Source organism: Mycobacterium sp. 4D054 (assembly GCF_052245755.1).
Classification (GTDB): Bacteria; Actinomycetota; Actinomycetes; order Mycobacteriales; family Mycobacteriaceae; genus Mycobacterium.
Genome location: NZ_JBQQCF010000006.1, coordinates 1 through 16248 on the forward strand (window position 1 = coordinate 1; position 16248 = coordinate 16248).

The following is a 16248-nucleotide window of genomic DNA, read 5'->3' on the forward strand; positions in this document are numbered from 1 at the left end:
GTGTCGGGCAGCTGGGTCTGCAACCGGAAAGCTATCTGGTCGAGTACTGGGCGCAGACGGTACGGACCGTCGGGGCACGCCAGGTGGTGCTGATTCACTGGGACGACTTCTTCCGCCCACTGCACAAACCGTTGCGCGCGTTGCCGTTCGCTGCCGACGACCTCGATGCGTCGATGCGCGTGCTGTCCCGGCTGGCCGCCGAGGACGGCGTCGGACTGCACCTGCCCACGCTGTGGCGGCCGGCCGCTCCGTGGAACTGACCGTCTCCGTCGCGGCGCTGGCCGCGGTGCTCGGCTTCGCGCTGCTCCGGCCGCACCGCTGGCCTGAGGCCGTGGTGGCGGTCCCCGCAGCCGGTGTGGTGATCGCCGCCGGCGCCATCTCCCCAGACGACGCGATCACCGAGGTCGCCCGGCTGACACCGGTGGTCGGCTTCCTGGCCGCGGTGCTGGTGCTGGCCCGGTTGTGTGATGACGTGGGATTGTTCCACGCGGCCGGGCAGCTGATGGCCCGTGCCACCACAGGCGGCCAGAACCGGCTGCTGGCCTCTGTTTTCGCGATCGCCGCCGGGGTGACCGCGGTCCTGAGCCTGGACGCCACGGTGGTATTGCTGACGCCCGTCGTGCTGGCCACCGCACGCACGCTCGCGGTGCCGGCCCGACCCCACGTCTATGCCACCGCGCATCTGGCCAACACCGCGTCACTGCTGCTGCCGGTGTCGAACCTGACCAATCTGCTGGCCTTCAGCGCGGCCGGATTGTCGTTCCTGCATTTCGCGGCGGCCATGTCGCTGCCCTGGATGGCCGCAATTCTCGTCGAATTCGCGCTGCTGCGTTGGATTTTCGCCAAAGACCTGGCGGTGCGGCCGCGGCGGCAGCCGCCCACCGCTCCCGTCGAGATGCCGCTGTTCGCGCTGGTGGTGGTCGGACTGACGCTGCTCGGTTTTGCCGTCACCTCGCTGCTGGGACTCTCACCGGCGTGGGCGGCACTGGCGGGCGCGGCGGTGCTCGGTGTGCGGGCGCTGGTCGAACACCGCACCACAGTCCCAAGGATCGCCGCCGCCGCCGACGTGCCGTTCCTGGCATTCGTGCTGTGCCTGGGTGTTGTGGTCGCCGCGGTGATGCGCAGCGGTCTGGAGCCGGCGATGCACCGGCTGCTCCCGGACGGTCAGGGGTTCGCGGCGCTGCTCGGGATCGCGGCGGTGGCCGCTGTGCTGTCCAACGTCGTCAACAATCTGCCGGCGGTCCTGGTGCTGCTGCCGTTGGTGACCGCGGCCGGTCCGGCCGCCGTGCTCGCGGTGCTGATCGGGGTCAACATCGGACCCAACCTCACCTACGTCGGCTCATTGGCGAACCTGTTGTGGCGCAACGTGGTCCGGCGCGACATGAAGGCCGGCTTGGCCGAGTTCAGCCGCGTCGGCGTGTGCACCGCACCGCTGACCCTGCTCGCCGCGGTGCTGGGGCTGTGGGTGTGGATCCAGCTGTTCGGGCTTTAGGCCCATCGGCTCAGCCGCGGCGCTGCCTGGCGATCTCGGCGAGCACCACGCCCGCTGCGACCGACGCGTTGAGCGATTCGGTAGGCCCGGCCATCGGGATGGACACGATCGCGTCACAGTTCTCCCGGACCAGCCGGGAAAGTCCCTTGCCCTCGGAACCGACCACCACCACGATCGGACCGTCGGCGTCGAGCTGGTCGATCGTGGTGTCGCCGTCGGCGTCGAGGCCGACGACCTGCAGGCCCGCGTCGGCCCACTGCTTCAGTGTGCGGTTCAGGTTGGTGGCCCGCGCGACGGGCAGGCGCGCCGCCGCGCCCGCGCTGGTGCGCCACGCCACCGCGGTGACCGACGCAGAGCGGCGTTGCGGGATGAGCACACCGTGGCCGCCGAACGCGGCGACCGACCGAACGATCGCGCCGAGGTTGCGCGGATCGGAGATGTTGTCCAGAGCGACCATCAGCGGCGGCGCCGCATCGGCCTTGGCCTCGGCGAGCAGATCGTCGGGATGGGCGTAGTTGTATGGGGGCACCTGCAGCGCCAGACCCTGGTGCATGCCGTTGGACGCGATCCGGTCCAGGTCGTGTCGCGGCACCTCCAGGATCGAGATGCCCTTGTCCGCGGCGATGTGCACGGCCTCGGTGAGCCGCTCGTCGGAGTCGGCGCCCAGCGCCACGTACAACGCCGTGGCGGGCACCCCGGCGCGCAGGCACTCGAGGACCGGGTTGCGCCCAAGCACGATCTCGGTGTCGTCGGTCTTCTTGTGCCGGCCCTGAGCCTGCCGTGCCGCCTTCGCGGCCCGCTTGCCGGCCGGGTGATGGGGTCGCTGATGCGCCGGTGGGGTTGCGCCCTTGCCCTCCAGCCCGCGCCTGCGCTGACCGCCGGACCCGACGGTCGGCCCCTTCTTGGTTCCGGCCTTGCGCACCGCACCGCGACGCTGTGAATTGCCCGCCATTACTTATCCGTTCCGTCCAGTAGTGACCACTGGGGACCGTCGGCGGTGTCGGTCACCTCGATACCCGCCTCCTTGAGGCGGTCGCGGATGGCATCGGCCTCGGCCCAGTCGCGCCGGGCGCGGGCCTCCTCACGGCGGCGCACCTCCGCCTGGACCAGCACGTCGACCGCGGCCAGCGCCGCCGAGGTCTCGTCGCGGGACTCCCAGCGCTCGTCGAGTGGGTCGGCGCCGAGAATGCCCATCATCGCCCGGATCGACATGGCGTGGTCGAGTGCCGCGTCGTGGTCCCCGGCGTCGAGCGCCCGGTTGCCTTCCACCCGCGCGGCGTGCACCTCGGCCAGCGCGGCGGGCACCGCCAAATCGTCATCGAGCGCGGCACCGAACTTCGGCGTCCACTGTCCGGGAACGACGGCGCCGACGCGGGTGCGCACCCGGTGCAGAAAGTCCTCGATGCCGGTGTAGGCCCTGGCCGCGTCCTGCAGGGCGGTCTCGGAGAACTCCAGCATGGACCGGTAGTGGGCGCTGCCCAGGTAGTAGCGCAGCTCGGCCGCCCGAACCCGTTGCAGGACAGCGGGAATCGCAAGCACGTTGCCCAGCGACTTACTCATCTTCTCGCCGCCCATGGTGACCCAGCCGTTGTGCAGCCAGAACCGGGCGAAAGCGTCGCCGGCAGCCTCGGCCTGCGCGATCTCGTTCTCATGGTGCGGGAACACCAGATCCATACCGCCGGCGTGAATGTCGAACTCCGACCCGAGGTAGGACTCGCACATCGCGACGCATTCGGTGTGCCAGCCGGGACGGCCGCGGCCCCACGGCGTCGGCCACGACGGCTCACCGGGTTTGGCGCCCTTCCACAGCGTGAAGTCACGCTGGTCGCGCTTGCCCGTCGCGACGCCCTCGCCCTGGTGGACATCGTCGATCCTGTGGCCGGACAGCTTGCCGTAATCGGGCAGCGTGGACACGTCGAAGTACACGTCGCCGTCACCGGTGTAGGCGTGGCCGCGCTCGATCAGCCGCCCGATCAACTCGACCATCTGGGTGATGTGCCCGGTTGCGCGCGGTTCGGCAGACGGCGGGAGCACCCCGAGCGCGTCGTAGGCGGCGCTGAACGCGCGTTCGTAGGTGGCGGCCCACTCCCACCAAGGGCGGCCCGCGTCGGCGGCCTTGGTAAGGATTTTGTCGTCGATGTCGGTGACGTTGCGGATAAACGCGACGTCGAAGCCTTTGGCGGTGAGCCAGCGTCGCAGCACGTCGAACGCGACACCGCTGCGCACGTGGCCGATGTGGGGCAGGCCCTGCACCGTCGCGCCGCACAGGTAGATGGAGACGTGGCCGGGCCGCAGTGGCGCAAAGTCGCGCACACCGCCAGACAACGTGTCATAGAGCCGCATGACAGCTGCGGGGCTTTCGGTCACGACCGGCCAGCTTACCGGCAGGTTCAGGCTGAACCCGCATCGCGGCGGGCCGACTCCTCGCGCAAGCGCTCGTCGGTCACCACCAGGGCCGTCGCTATCGCCGCCAGACCCTCGCCCCGGCCGGTCAGACCCAGGCCGTCGCTGGTGGTCGCCGACACCGACACCGGCGCACCGAGCAGTTCGGAGAGTAGCTTCTGAGACTCGGCGCGGCGCGGGCCGATCTTGGGCCGGTTCCCGATCACCTGCACGGCGGCGTTGCCGACGCGCAGGCCTGCGGCGGCCAACAGAGAATGCACGTGCCGAAGCATGTCGGCACCGCTGACTCCCCGCCATTGTGGCCGGTCGGTGCCGAACACTTCGCCGATGTCGCCCATGCCCGCTGCGGACAGCAGCGCGTCGCAGAGAGCATGGGCGGCCACGTCACCGTCCGAGTGGCCGGCGCAACCGTCTGCGTCATCGAACAGCAGACCCAGCAGCCAGCACGGACGACCGGATTCGATGGGATGTACGTCAGTGCCGAGCCCGACGCGGATGCTCGGCGGTATCACAGCCGCATCAACAGGTGCGACTAGGACGCTGCGGCGAGGACTTCGTCCAGAATCGTCGCGGCCTTGGCGTCATCGGTGTTCTCGGCAAGCGCGAGTTCACCCACCAGGATCTGGCGAGCCTTGGCCAACATGCGCTTCTCACCCGCAGAAAGGCCGCGCTCCTGATCGCGACGCCACAGGTCGCGAACGACCTCGGCGACCTTGTTCACGTCACCGGAGGCCAGCTTCTCCAGATTGGCCTTGTACCGCCGCGACCAGTTGGTCGGCTCCTCGGTATGCGGTGCCCGCAACACCTGGAAGACCTTGTCCAGGCCCTCCTGCCCGACAACATCGCGCACGCCCACGTATTCGGCGTTGTCTGCGGGTACTCGAACGGTGAGATCACCCTGGGCGACCTTCAGGACGAGATACTCCTTCTGCTCGCCTTTGATGGTCCGGGTTTCGATCGCCTCGATCAACGCAGCACCGTGGTGTGGATAGACGACGGTGTCTCCGACCTTGAAAATCATCAGTTTCGAGCCCCTTTCACCCCTCGATCTTAACACGGGCCGTTATCCGGTGCGGATCAACGATGCAGGTCAGGGGCACCGATGGTCTGCGCCAGGGGTTGACACCACAGCGAATCCGTGCATCGCCACGCCCCGATCGCGGGCGTGACGGGAGCGGCCCCGACCTCCGCTACCGCGGCAATTCATCACCTACTACTCTGCATAGTCGAACCACGGTGCCCGGCGGGAAATGTCACCGCCGGCTAAGCAGGAGGCCCCCAGTGAACCCCTTCAAACGGCGCTCTTCTGTCGTCGCCGCGCTGGCGACTTGCGGTGTGGCCGCGTCGGTCGTGCTCAGCGGCTGCGGCGCCGGGCAGGTCTCCCAGACCGCGACCCAGGAGCCCGCGGTCAACGGCACGAGTGGCAACGTCGGCAGCATTGCGCTGCGCAACGTCCACCTCCGCGCCCCTCAGACCACCGACTACGTACAGCCCGGCACCGAGGTCGAGTTGCTGTTCGTCGCGGCGAACGCCTCGGCCGACGTCCCCGACAAGCTGGTCAAGATCACCTCCGACATCGGCGAGGTCACCCTGACCGGCGACGGCGCCGTGCCGGTGAACGGTTCACTCCTGGTCGGCGCACCCGATGGCCAGATCTCGGCGCTGGAAAGCGTGGAACCGGCCGACGCGGCCGAGGCCACCGTGGAGTTGAACAAGCCGATCACCAACGGCCTCACCTACGACTTCACCTTCACCTTCCAGAACGCCGGCGAGACGACCGTGCCGGTGCCGATCTCGGCCGGTGAGACCCCGCGCCGGGACGCCGGAGGCGGCGGTGGAGCCACCCACGGCGGGGGTGGCGGACACTAGAGCGCCGTCCGGCGCGACACGGTTGCGCGCCACCGGCGTTCTGTCGGGGCCGGCGGCTACGGTCAGCGCGTGGCCCGGACAAATTCGAAAGTACGTTCGCAGTATCGTTGTTCGGAGTGCCATCACGTCACCCCGAAATGGGTGGGCCGATGCCCGGAATGCGGCACCTGGGGCACGGTCAACGAGGTGGCGCTGAGCGCGGTCGGCGGTTCGGCGGCCCGGCGTCCGGTCGCGCCGGCCTCCCCGGCCGTGCCGATCAGCTCGATCGACCCGGGCAGCACCCGGCACTTCCACACCGGTATCAGCGAGCTCGACCGGGTGCTCGGCGGCGGCGTGGTCCCCGGCTCGGTGACCCTGCTCGCCGGAGATCCCGGGGTCGGCAAATCGACTCTGCTGCTGGAGGTCGCCCACCGCTGGGCATCGACCGGCCGCCGGGCGCTGTACCTGTCGGGCGAGGAGTCGGCCGGGCAGATCAGACTGCGCGCCGAGCGCACCGGCTGCACCCACGACGAGGTCTACCTCGCCGCCGAGTCCGACCTGCAGACTGCGCTCGGCCACATCGACGTCGTGGCACCCAGCCTGGTCGTCGTCGACTCTGTGCAGACCATGTCGACCACCGAGGCCGACGGGGTGACCGGCGGAGTCACCCAGGTCCGCGCCGTCACCACCGCACTGACCATGACGGCCAAGACGACCGGTGTCGCGATGCTGCTCGTCGGACACGTCACCAAGGACGGCGCGATCGCCGGGCCGCGGTCCCTGGAGCACCTTGTCGACGTCGTCCTGCACTTCGAGGGCGACCGCGCGTCCGCGCTGCGCATGGTCCGCGGCATCAAGAACCGTTTCGGCGCCGCCGACGAGGTCGGGTGTTTCCTGTTGCACGACAACGGAATCGAATGCGTGTCCGATCCATCCGGGTTGTTCCTCGACCAGCGGCCCAAGCCGGTGTCGGGCACCGCGGTCACGGTCACGCTCGACGGCAAGCGGCCCATGATCGGAGAGGTGCAGGCCCTCATCGGCGCGCCGGCCAGCGGCAGCCCCCGGCGGGCCGTCAGTGGCATCGACTCGTCCCGCGCGGCGATGATCACCGCGGTGCTGGAGAAGCGGGCGCGGCTGCCGGTCGGCACCAACGACATCTACCTGTCCACCGTCGGCGGCATGCGACTGACCGACTCCTCCTCGGACCTGGCGGTGGCCCTGGCGATCGCGTCGGCTTACACCGATCTCGCGCTGCCCACCACCGCGATTGCGATCGGCGAGGTCGGCCTGGCCGGGGATCTGCGCCGGGTGACGGGCATGGACCGCAGGCTGGCCGAGGCGGCCAGGCTCGGGTTCACCTGCGCGGTCGTCCCGGCCGGGGTGGCGTCGGCGCCGCCCGGGCTGCAGGTGCTGTCGGCGGACAACATCACCTCGGCATTGCAGGTGCTGCGGCGCATCAGCCAGAATGGCGCGAACTGACAGTCCAGCGCAGACCGTGGAGACGATGTGGCCGTGAAGTCGACGACAGCCCGGGCTGCGCGCACGGTCGTGCCACTGGTACGCCCGACGCTGCGTGAAACGATCGCGCGGCTGGCCCCCGGGACGCCACTGCGCGACGGCCTGGAACGCATCCTGCGCGGTCGCACCGGCGCGCTGATAGTGATCGGCTACGACGACAGCGTGGAGGCCATCTGCGACGGTGGCTTCTCCCTGGATGTGCGGTACGCGCCGACGCGGCTGCGGGAGCTGTCGAAGATGGACGGGGCGGTGGTGCTGTCCAGCGACGGCAGCCGCATCCTGCGGGCCAACGTCCAGCTGGTACCCGATCCGTCCATCCCCACCGAAGAGTCCGGAACCAGGCACCGGTCCGCCGAGCGCACCGCGATCCAGACCGGCTACCCGGTGATCTCGGTGAGTCACTCGATGAGCATCGTGACCGTCTACGTCGCCGGCGAGCGCCACGTGGTGCCCGAGTCGGCGACCATCCTGTCGCGCGCGAACCAGACCATCGACACGCTCGAGCGCTACAAGACGCGTCTCGACGAGGTCAGCCGGCAGCTGTCGATGGCCGAGATCGAGGACTTCGTGACGCTGCGGGACGTGATGACCGTCGTGCAGCGATTGGAGATGGTGCGCCGGATCAGCCTGGAGATCGACTCCGACGTGGTCGAGCTCGGCACCGACGGGCGTCAGCTCAAGCTGCAGCTCGACGAACTGGTCGGCGACAACGACACCGAGCGCGAGCTGATCGTTCGCGACTACCACGCCAACCCCGACCCGCCCACGTCGGCGCAGGTGACCGCGACGCTGGAGGAGCTCGACGCGCTGTCGGACAACGAGCTGCTGGACTTCACCACACTCGCGCGGGTTTTCGGCTACCCGTCGACGGCCGAAGCGCAGGACTCGGCGATGAGCTCACGCGGCTACCGGGCGATGGCGGGTATCCCGCGGCTGCAGTTCGCGCATGTCGACCTGCTCGTCCGCAATTTCGGCTCGCTGCAGGGGCTGCTCGCGGCCAGCGCCAGCGACCTGCAGTCGGTCGAAGGCATCGGCTCGATGTGGGCCCGCCACATCAGAGAGGGCCTGTCTCAGCTGGCCGAGTCCACGATCGCCGACCGGCTCGCCTGAGCCGACCGGCCGCCTGGCTCAGCCGATGGGTCCGGGCGGCTGCCCGGGGCCCTGGGGGGGAAGGTTGCCCGGCGCGGCCGCGGGCTGGGCCAGGATGAACGGCACCGTCGCCGACCGCAGATTGCCCAGCTGCACGACGAGGTTGTAGGTGCCGGGGCCGATGGGTTGCCGCGGCAGCGGGCAATTCGGCGCCGAACCCATGCCGGTCCAGGTGACCTCGGTGGTGACCTGCTCGCCCGGCTGGAAGGTCTTGATCAGCGTCTCGTTGGACGGCGCGCAGTCGAGGTTCGACCACAGCCGCTCGTTGTTCAGCGAATACACGTAGGCCGCGAGCACGGCCGCCCCGACATCACGCTGGCAGGCGACCAGACCGATGTTGGTGACCACCATCGTGAATTTCGGCTGATCGCCCACGATGTACTGCGGCTGGTTGGTGATGCCCTTGACGGCGAGCGTGGAATCCGGGCAGTCGTCGCCCTCTTTCAGGATGGGCGGCGGTACCACCGCGGCCGTCGGGGTTGGGGTCGGCGGCGGGGCCTGCTGCGCCGGCGGCTGGATCGGCGTCTTGACGTTGGGATCCTCACCCGGCAGCGGCGGTGGCGGGGCTGCCTCGGCGCTGGGCGCCTCCGACTCGTTGGCCGTCGGCTGCTCACTGCTGGTGCTGTTCATCACGACGACCGCGACCACAGCGGCGACGATCGCGATGACCAGCACGGCGATGCCGGCCGCGAGCGCCCTGCGGCGCCAGTAAATCTGCCTGGGCAGCGGCCCATGTGGTTCTAGATCCAGCACATCATCACGGTAAGGCCAGGTCACGCCGCCTTGTCCGACGTGCCCCGGCGTGTCGCGCCTCAGGCTTCGCCGATGTCCCCGATATGGTCACGCAAGACCACCTGACCGTCGGCCAGGTGATAGGTCAGCCCCACGATCGCCAGTTTCCCGTCCCGCACCGCCTCGGAGATCGCGGTGGAGCGGCTCAGCAGCTGCCTGCCGGTCTCGGTGACGTGGCGGGCCTCGAACTCGTCGACCCGAGTCAACCCGTCGCGGCGGCCCAACAGGATCGACGGCGTCACCCGCTCCACGACGTCGCGGACGTACCCGGACGGCACGACTCCTTCGTCGAGCGCCGACAGTGTCGCTCCGACCGCGCCGCAGCTGTCGTGGCCGAGCACCACGATCAGCGGAACGCTGAGCACGGTGACGGCGTACTCGATGGAGCCCAGCACTGCGCCGTCGATCACGTGGCCGGCCGTGCGGACGACGAACATGTCGCCGAGGCCCTGGTCGAAGATGATCTCGGCGGCGACCCGGCTGTCCGCACAGCCGAACACCACCGCGGTCGGCTTCTGCGCGGCCGCCAGCTTGGCTCGGTGCTCGATGCTCTGACTCGGGTGCTCGGGACGCCCGGCAACGAAACGCTCGTTACCCTCTTTGAGTGCTTTCCAGGCGGTCAACGGGCTCGTGTTCGGCATGGCCGTCATTCTGCCTGAGCCGGTCGCGATGATCGATCCCGAGGACCTGATCAACTGGTATGAGGATGCCCAGCGGGACCTGCCGTGGCGCAGGCCGGGCGTCTCGGCGTGGCAGATCCTGGTCAGCGAGTTCATGCTGCAGCAGACCCCGGTGGCGCGGGTGCAGCCGATCTGGGTGGCCTGGATCGAGCGCTGGCCGACACCCTCGGCGACCGCCGCCGCGGGCGCCGCCGAGGTGCTGCGCGCGTGGGGCAAGCTCGGCTATCCGCGGCGGGCCAAGCGGCTCCACGAATGCGCCACGGTGATCGCCGCCGAACACGGCGACGTGGTGCCCGCCGATGTCGACACGCTGCTGTCGCTGCCGGGCATCGGGACCTATACCGCGCGAGCTGTGGCCTGTTTCGCCTACGGGCAGCGAGTTCCGGTCGTGGACACCAACGTTCGCCGTGTGGTGGCCCGCACCGTGCACGGCCTCGCCGACGCCGGCTCCCCGTCGACGCGCGACCTCGCCGACGTCGAGGCACTGCTGCCCGGTCACGACAGGGCGGCCCGATTCTCGGTGGCGCTCATGGAGTTCGGCGCGACGGTGTGCACGGCCAGGGCCCCCCGGTGCGGGGTGTGCCCGCTGCCACGGTGTGCGTGGCGCTCGCGCGGTTTCCCTGCGGGCAGCGGCCCGGCCAAGCGGGTGCAGAAGTATGCCGGCACCGACCGGCAGGTGCGTGGCCGCCTCCTGGATGTGTTGCGCGCCAGCGTTTCTCCGGTGTCACGTGAGCAGCTCGACCTCGCGTGGACGACCGACACCGCGCAGCGCGATCGGGCCCTGGACTCGCTGCTGGTCGACGGGCTGGTGGAGCAGACCGCGGACGGCCGCTTCGCGCTGTGCGGCGAGGGCAGTTGTTGAGGATGGCCGCTACGCCAGCACGGCCACCTTCGCTTCGGATTCCGCGGAGTTGAACTGCCGGCGGTAGTCCGACGGCGTCACCCCGATGATGCGGCGGAAGTGGTGGCGTAACAGCGTCGAGGTGCCGAAGCCGGACCGTTCGGCGATGCTGTCGACGTCCAGCGTGGTCTCTTCGAGCAGGCGGCGTGCGTAGAGCACCCGCTGGTCGGTCACCCATTGCATCGGGGTGCGGCCGGTCTCCTCGACGAAGCGGCGCGCGAACGTGCGCCCCGACATGTGGGCCCGCCGCGCGAGCGTGGTGACGGTGTGCGGCTTGTCCAGGTTGGCCAGGATCCAGTCCAAGTGGGGGGCGAACCGTTCGGAACACTTCACCGGGATCGGCTGCTCGATGTACTGCCGTTGCCCGCCGTCGCGCTGGGGTGGCACCACCATGCGGCGGGCGATGGTGTTGGTGACCTCGCTGCCGAGCTCGCGGCGCACCAGGTGCAGGCACGCGTCGATGCCGGCGGCGGTGCCCGCGCTGGTGATGAGGTTGCCGTCGTCGACGAACAGCACGTTGCGGTCGACCCGGGCAGTCGGATACAGCTGCGCGAGCTCGTCGGCGTGCATCCAGTGCGTGGTGCACGGACGCCCGTCGAGCAGACCTGCGGCGCCGGCGACGAATGCCCCCGAGCACACGGTGAGGATGATCGACCCCGCGTCGGCCGCGCGCCGCACCGCGTCGAGCGCCTCAGGCAGGTAATCGGCGCCGCCGATGGCCGGTATCGCCACCAGATCAGCCCCGAGCAGGTCGTCGAGGCCGTGGTCAGGGGTGAGCGAGGCCCCCACCGAGGTCCGCAGCGGCTTACCCGGCTCCGGACCGCACACCTTAAAGTCGAAGTTCGGCACCCCGTCGCCGGAGCGGTCGATGCCGAAGACCTCGCAGATGACCCCGAACTCGAACACCGCGAGGTTGTCGAGCACCAGCGCCGACACACTTTTCAACGTCATGGCAGTATCTTATCGTCAGATGTCACTTCTGCCACTGTTGGCCGGATATTGCCTGAACGCACTATTGCTGCCATGAGTATCGCATTGCCCTATCTGATGCTGTTTTCTCCGTTCGCGCTGGCAGCGGTCCTGGGTTGGGCCGCCCACCGCTCCGGCACCCTCCGTGTGCACCTCGACCAGTTCCGCTGGGCAGCACCGATGGCCGGGCTGTTGTTCCCCGACCGCGACCGCGACCGGGAACAGCACGACCTCGACGCGATCCGCACCAGGTTCGAGGAGCACCCGAGTTGGCCTGTCCCGAGCGCGTCAGGCGAACGTCGTTAGAAACTCCGTCACGGCGTCCCGATATTTCCGCGCGGCGTCGTCGTGGATGAGGTGCCCGGCGCCGGGCACATGCAGATACCGGGCCGCCGGCGACATCTCGGCCATCGCGCACATCTGCCCCGGCGGGGCCACCGACGCCTCCGCCTCCATCAGCAGGGCCGGCACCGCGACTGCCCGCCACTGGTCCCAATAGTCCCGTCTCCCCCACTCCGCGGCGATCTCGATCCACTTGGCGGGGTGGCCGTGCAACCGCCAGCCCGTGGCCGTCCGGTCGAACGCCTCCAGGAAGTACTGCCCGGCCACCGGCCCGAACTCGGCGTACACCTGATCTGCCGAGCCGAACTCGACCGGCAGGGCGTGCACCCACGGTTCCCACGGGCCCGTCGTCCGGCCCCGGAAGTCCGGCGCCATGTCCTCCACGACCAGCGCCGCGACCAGATCCGGACGCTCGGCCGCCAGACACCACGAGTGCAGCGCTCCCATCGAATGCCCCACCATGACAGCGGGCTCGTCGAGTTGCGTGACCGCGTCGCCGAGATCGGCCACGAACCGTTCGGTGCAGATCGGATGCGGATCGGCGACATCCCGGCCCCGGTGCCATGGCGCATCGTAGGTGTACACCCGGCCCAGCTGCGTCAGCCACGGCAGCTGCCTCGGCCAGGTGCTGCCCCGGCCCATCAGGCCGTGCACCAGGACCAGTGGACGCCCGCGACCACCGTGGAAGGTGAGCAGATCCATCAATCCATCATGCCGACGGGGCGCGGTAGCCTGAACGCCATGTCCACCAAGACCCCTGTGGTGAAGATCAACGCAATCGAGGTCCCGGCGGGCGCCGGCCCAGAGCTGGAGAAGCGGTTCGCCCACCGCGCCCACGCCGTCGACAACCAGCCCGGCTTCCTGGGCTTCCAGCTGCTGCGCCCGGTCAAGGGCGAGGACCGCTACTTCGTCGTCACCCAGTGGGAGTCCGACGAGGCGTTCCAGGCCTGGGCCACCGGCCCGGCCATCGAGGCGCACGCCGGTGAGCGCGCCAACCCTGTGGCCAAGGGTGCCTCACTGCTGGAGTTCGAGGTCGTGCTCGACGTTGCGGGGACTGACTAACAGGGCGCAGGCAGGCCGGACCCGACGCAGAGCGGCCACGCTGGTGGTCGCCCTGGTCAGTGTCGCCTCCCTGGCCTGCGGGTGTGCAGCCACGCACCCGGCTCCGGCCGACGCCGCGTACGGCGCGCCCATCCAGATCAACACGCCCCAGGGTCTGCGGGCCAAGCAGACCATGGACATGCTCAACAGCGACTGGCCGATCGGCGAGGTCGGCGTCCGCACGCTGGCCGCCCCGCAGGCCGTCGAGCACGTCGGCGTCACTCTCGACCGGATGTGGTGGGACAGGCCGTTCACCGTGACCGACGTCGACGTCGGGGCCGGGCACGCGAAGCTCGACGTGCTCACGTCCTATGGCGTCGCCCAGACGATCGAGCTGCGCACCGATGACGCCGGCATGGTGGACCGGTTCAACGTCGAATTGGTGCCTCCGGTCGTCGAGGAGTGGTCCGACATCGACGAACTGCTGACCGGGGCGGGAGCGCGTTACTCCTACCAGGTGGCCAAGGTCGACGACGGGCGGTGCGTCAAAGTGGCGGGTTCCAACACCGACATGTCCCTGCCACTGGCGTCGATCTTCAAGCTCTACGTGCTGCTCGCCGTCGCCGACGCGGTCAAGGCGGACACCCTGGAGTGGACGGACACCCTGACGATCACCGAGGACGCCAAGGCCGTCGGTTCGTCGGCGTTCGACGACCTTGACCCCGGCGCCACGGTCTCGGTACGCGAGGCCGCCCAGCAGATGATCTCGGCCAGCGACAACATGGCCACCGACCTGCTGATCGAACGGCTCGGACCCGGAGCCATCGAGCGGGCGCTGGTCGCGGCCGGACATCACGATCCGGCGAGCATGACGCCGTTCCCGACGATGCACGAGCTCTTCTCGGTCGGCTGGGGCACCCCGGATCTGCGCGAGCAGTGGAAGCAGGCCTCGCGTGAGGGCCGCGCGCAGCTGCTGCAGCAGACGAATTCCCGCCCCTACGAACCGGACCCGAAGCGCACTCACGAGCCCGCGTCGGACATCGGCGCCGAATGGTACGGCAGCGCCGCCGACATCTGCCGGCTGCACGCCGCGCTGCAGAAAGGCGCGGTGGGTGAGGCGGCCCCGGTGAAGGACATCCTGTCGGCGGTCCCCGGCATCGATCTGGACCGCCGGGAGTGGCCCTACATCGGTGCCAAGGCGGGCAATCTGCCCGGCGACCTGACGTTCAGCTGGTACGCCGTCGACGCGTCCGGTCAGCCGTGGGTGGTCAGCCTGCAGTCGAACTGGCCGGAGTTCCGCAGCCAGACAGCTGCGGCGTGGCTGATGTCGATCGCCCGGCAGACCTTCGAGCTGATCCCGAACTGAGCAGCGGGCCTCACATCGTCCGCAGGGTCCACGCGTGCCCGCGGAAATGCATGGCCGTGCAGCTGACCGGCGCGACGTCGACGCGCCAGAACGACTTCGCCGGTGCGTCGAGCGCGGCCAGGATCGCGGCCCGGACCACCGCCGGATGGGTGACGGCCACGACGCGGCCGGGCTCGGACGTCACCGCGGCCAGCCAGCGGCCCGTCCGGGCGATCAGGTCGGCCACCGATTCGCCGCCGTGCGGGGCACTCGCCGCATCGGTGAGCCAGACCGCCATCTGATCGGGGGCCACGGCGCTGAGCGCATCCCCCTGCCACCGGCCGCAGTCCAGGTCGGCCAGCAACGGCTCGACGGCCGGGGCCAGGCCCAGCAGCTCGGCCGTCTGCCGGGCCCGCGCCTCGGGACCGCAGAACACCCGCCCCGCCCCGGCAAGGTCGATTCGGCCGACGCGGGCGATCTGGTCTCGTCCGAGCCGGTTCACCGGCTCGTCGCGGGGAAACCGTCCGGCCGACATCGCGTCGGTCATCGCGTGCGACACGAGCGTCAGCCGGACGACTTCACTCACCGCGAGTCACCCCGAGACGGGCTGCTTACGCTCCCCGAGCACTCGCGAGATCATCGCGGCGAACACCAGACCGATCGTCGCGTAGATGACCACCTGGGTGCCCAGCGAGTACAGGCGGAACTCGTAGAGCACATCGGCCGGGAATCCCTCGTACACAATGACGCCCGCATCATCGATCAACGGCCCTGGGGTTTCCTCGATCGACGGCAGCACCAGCATCACGACGGCGATGGCGACCAGGTACGCAGCCCCGGCGGCGACCGTCGCGTTCCAGGCGCCGAGCCTGACCGCCCACCGCCTACCGAGGTACACCGCGCCGACCAGCAGAGCGGCCGACAGCACGACGACGGCCAGGTAGAGCAGCGTGCGCTGCCGGATCGTCTCGTCCAGGCTCAGTGCCGGCGGGCTCGCCGGATATTTCAGCGACGGAACCACGTAGAGGCTCAACAGCATTCCGCCCGCGACGTACAGCGACAGCAATCGCGCCGAGATGTCGCCGACCCGGCCGTAGGCCACCGCGAACGCGACGGCGAACAACGCGCCGATGGCCAGGCTGAACAACAGCACACCCAGCCCCATGCCGATGTTCATCTGGACACCGCGCGTGAATCCGCCGCCGTCGCCGTGGCTGTGGCCGTGACCGCCGTGCTCGAGCGCCTCATGCGCGGCGCCCACACCCTCTTCGTATCCGATGGCGCGTTCGATCTGCGGCTCGACGAAGATCCTGGCGAACAGGAACGCGAGCATGCCTGCGATGGCGCCGGCCAGGAGGCCGCGCCCGATGATCTGCTTCTCCATGTTCGGTTATGCCTCCCGAGCCTCTAGTGGCAGGGGAAGCCGAGGAGATGGCGGGCGTCGTGCACGAACTCGTGGATGTAGGTGTTGCTGCCGAAGACCGACGTCGCCCCCTGATCCATGCCGACGAAGTACAGGACGACGAGCGCGAAGAACGCGGTCAGCGAGAGCCACACCGCGGCCCTGGTTCCTGAGAAGTCGATGGCGCCTGCGGAGGTCCTGCTCAGCTCGGGTGACGTCATGGTGGTTCCTTTCCGGGATTTCGCGTCCCTGCCAGATGTGCGACGGATCCGGGTCTGACTGTCACAGTGGCGCGACCGTTCTGGAATTCCACCAGGTTCCGGTGCCCGTCGATTACTCGAGCATCGTAAGCCAGACGGGGCGGCC

At 69.5% G+C, this 16248-nt stretch carries 19 protein-coding genes and 1 pseudogene; 9 read left to right on the forward strand and 11 right to left on the reverse strand.

What is annotated here, in order from left to right:
- Together ACTWP6_RS06675 and ACTWP6_RS06680 are read left to right on the forward strand one after the other, a co-directional pair.
- Positions 1-260 (forward strand): annotated as a pseudogene (locus tag ACTWP6_RS06675) (MBL fold metallo-hydrolase); the annotation flags it as partial.
- A complete protein-coding gene (locus ACTWP6_RS06680; RefSeq protein WP_443187184.1) occupies positions 251-1492 on the forward strand; it encodes an SLC13 family permease in 1242 nt (413 codons plus the stop codon). The pseudogene ACTWP6_RS06675 and the gene ACTWP6_RS06680, both read left to right, overlap by 10 nt.
- A gap of 10 nt (positions 1493-1502) precedes the next feature.
- On the opposite strand, the gene rlmB is transcribed toward ACTWP6_RS06680, so the two are convergent.
- From rlmB to carD, 4 genes are read right to left on the reverse strand one after another with little or no spacing between them, the layout of a single operon-like run.
- Complete coding sequence (rlmB, locus tag ACTWP6_RS06685; RefSeq protein WP_260755571.1) at positions 1503-2444, reverse strand: 23S rRNA (guanosine(2251)-2'-O)-methyltransferase RlmB; 942 nt, start codon at positions 2442-2444, stop codon at positions 1503-1505.
- Positions 2444-3835 (reverse strand): cysteine--tRNA ligase, encoded by a 1392-nt coding sequence (gene cysS / locus ACTWP6_RS06690; protein ID WP_443187259.1) that lies wholly within the window; start codon positions 3833-3835, stop codon positions 2444-2446. Before cysS ends, rlmB begins: the two co-directional genes overlap by 1 nt.
- A gap of 47 nt (positions 3836-3882) precedes the next feature.
- Positions 3883-4404 carry a 2-C-methyl-D-erythritol 2,4-cyclodiphosphate synthase gene (gene ispF, locus ACTWP6_RS06695; protein ID WP_443187260.1) on the reverse strand — a complete coding sequence of 174 codons (522 nt, stop codon included), beginning with the start codon at positions 4402-4404 and terminating at the stop codon, positions 3883-3885.
- Positions 4405-4427: 23 nt separating this feature from the next.
- The gene (gene carD / locus ACTWP6_RS06700; protein ID WP_067954270.1) at positions 4428-4916 is read right to left on the reverse strand and encodes an RNA polymerase-binding transcription factor CarD; all 489 of its coding nucleotides are present in this window, start codon (positions 4914-4916) and stop codon (positions 4428-4430) included.
- Between the two features lie 260 nt (positions 4917-5176).
- Between carD and ACTWP6_RS06705 the strand changes: the two genes are divergently transcribed.
- The 3 genes from ACTWP6_RS06705 (at position 5177) to disA (ending at position 8371) form a co-directional block, all read left to right on the forward strand.
- Positions 5177-5764, forward strand: a complete 588-nt coding sequence (locus tag ACTWP6_RS06705) for a hypothetical protein (RefSeq protein WP_443187185.1) — start codon at positions 5177-5179, stop codon at positions 5762-5764.
- Between the two features lie 69 nt (positions 5765-5833).
- Positions 5834-7222: a DNA repair protein RadA gene (gene radA, locus ACTWP6_RS06710; RefSeq protein WP_443187186.1), complete on the forward strand. Its 1389-nt coding sequence runs from the start codon at positions 5834-5836 to the stop codon at positions 7220-7222.
- 69 nt (positions 7223-7291) lie between these two features.
- Complete coding sequence (gene disA, locus ACTWP6_RS06715) at positions 7292-8371, forward strand: DNA integrity scanning diadenylate cyclase DisA (protein WP_396885337.1); 1080 nt, start codon at positions 7292-7294, stop codon at positions 8369-8371.
- A gap of 18 nt (positions 8372-8389) precedes the next feature.
- Here the strand turns inward: disA and ACTWP6_RS06720 are convergent, their stop codons facing one another.
- A complete protein-coding gene (locus tag ACTWP6_RS06720; protein WP_260755576.1) occupies positions 8390-9163 on the reverse strand; it encodes a hypothetical protein in 774 nt (257 codons plus the stop codon).
- 59 nt (positions 9164-9222) lie between these two features.
- Positions 9223-9843, reverse strand: coding sequence for a carbonic anhydrase (locus ACTWP6_RS06725; protein WP_260755577.1), 621 nt, complete (start codon positions 9841-9843; stop codon positions 9223-9225).
- Between ACTWP6_RS06725 and ACTWP6_RS06730 the strand changes: the two genes are divergently transcribed.
- A complete protein-coding gene (locus ACTWP6_RS06730) occupies positions 9842-10744 on the forward strand; it encodes an A/G-specific adenine glycosylase (protein WP_313901346.1) in 903 nt (300 codons plus the stop codon). The two genes, ACTWP6_RS06725 and ACTWP6_RS06730, sit on opposite strands and share 2 nt — an antisense overlap.
- A 9-nt stretch (positions 10745-10753) precedes the next feature.
- Here ACTWP6_RS06730 and ACTWP6_RS06735 read toward each other — a convergent pair whose 3' ends face one another.
- Positions 10754-11734 (reverse strand): GlxA family transcriptional regulator, encoded by a 981-nt coding sequence (locus ACTWP6_RS06735; RefSeq protein ID WP_260755578.1) that lies wholly within the window; start codon positions 11732-11734, stop codon positions 10754-10756.
- Positions 11735-11806: 72 nt separating this feature from the next.
- Here ACTWP6_RS06735 and ACTWP6_RS06740 point away from each other — a divergent pair, with 72 nt between their 5' ends.
- Entirely contained in the window at positions 11807-12058 is a 252-nt protein-coding gene (locus ACTWP6_RS06740) for a hypothetical protein (protein ID WP_443187187.1), read from the forward strand.
- Here ACTWP6_RS06740 and ACTWP6_RS06745 read toward each other — a convergent pair.
- Positions 12041-12796, reverse strand: a complete 756-nt coding sequence (locus tag ACTWP6_RS06745) for an alpha/beta fold hydrolase (protein ID WP_260755580.1) — start codon at positions 12794-12796, stop codon at positions 12041-12043. The two genes, ACTWP6_RS06740 and ACTWP6_RS06745, sit on opposite strands and share 18 nt — an antisense overlap.
- A gap of 39 nt (positions 12797-12835) precedes the next feature.
- Between ACTWP6_RS06745 and mhuD the strand changes: the two genes are divergently transcribed.
- Positions 12836-13156 carry a mycobilin-forming heme oxygenase MhuD gene (gene mhuD, locus ACTWP6_RS06750; RefSeq protein ID WP_260755581.1) on the forward strand — a complete coding sequence of 107 codons (321 nt, stop codon included), beginning with the start codon at positions 12836-12838 and terminating at the stop codon, positions 13154-13156.
- Positions 13140-14501: a serine hydrolase gene (locus ACTWP6_RS06755; RefSeq protein WP_260755582.1), complete on the forward strand. Its 1362-nt coding sequence runs from the start codon at positions 13140-13142 to the stop codon at positions 14499-14501. Before mhuD ends, ACTWP6_RS06755 begins: the two co-directional genes overlap by 17 nt.
- Before the next feature lie 10 nt (positions 14502-14511).
- On the opposite strand, the gene ACTWP6_RS06760 is transcribed toward ACTWP6_RS06755, so the two are convergent.
- From ACTWP6_RS06760 to ACTWP6_RS06770, 3 genes are read right to left on the reverse strand one after another with little or no spacing between them, the layout of a single operon-like run.
- Positions 14512-15066 carry a histidine phosphatase family protein gene (locus ACTWP6_RS06760; protein WP_260755583.1) on the reverse strand — a complete coding sequence of 185 codons (555 nt, stop codon included), beginning with the start codon at positions 15064-15066 and terminating at the stop codon, positions 14512-14514.
- 6 nt (positions 15067-15072) lie between these two features.
- Positions 15073-15864: a CbtA family protein gene (locus ACTWP6_RS06765; protein ID WP_260755584.1), complete on the reverse strand. Its 792-nt coding sequence runs from the start codon at positions 15862-15864 to the stop codon at positions 15073-15075.
- A gap of 23 nt (positions 15865-15887) precedes the next feature.
- Complete coding sequence (locus ACTWP6_RS06770; protein WP_260755585.1) at positions 15888-16103, reverse strand: CbtB-domain containing protein; 216 nt, start codon at positions 16101-16103, stop codon at positions 15888-15890.
- Between the last annotated feature and the right edge of the window lie 145 nt (positions 16104-16248).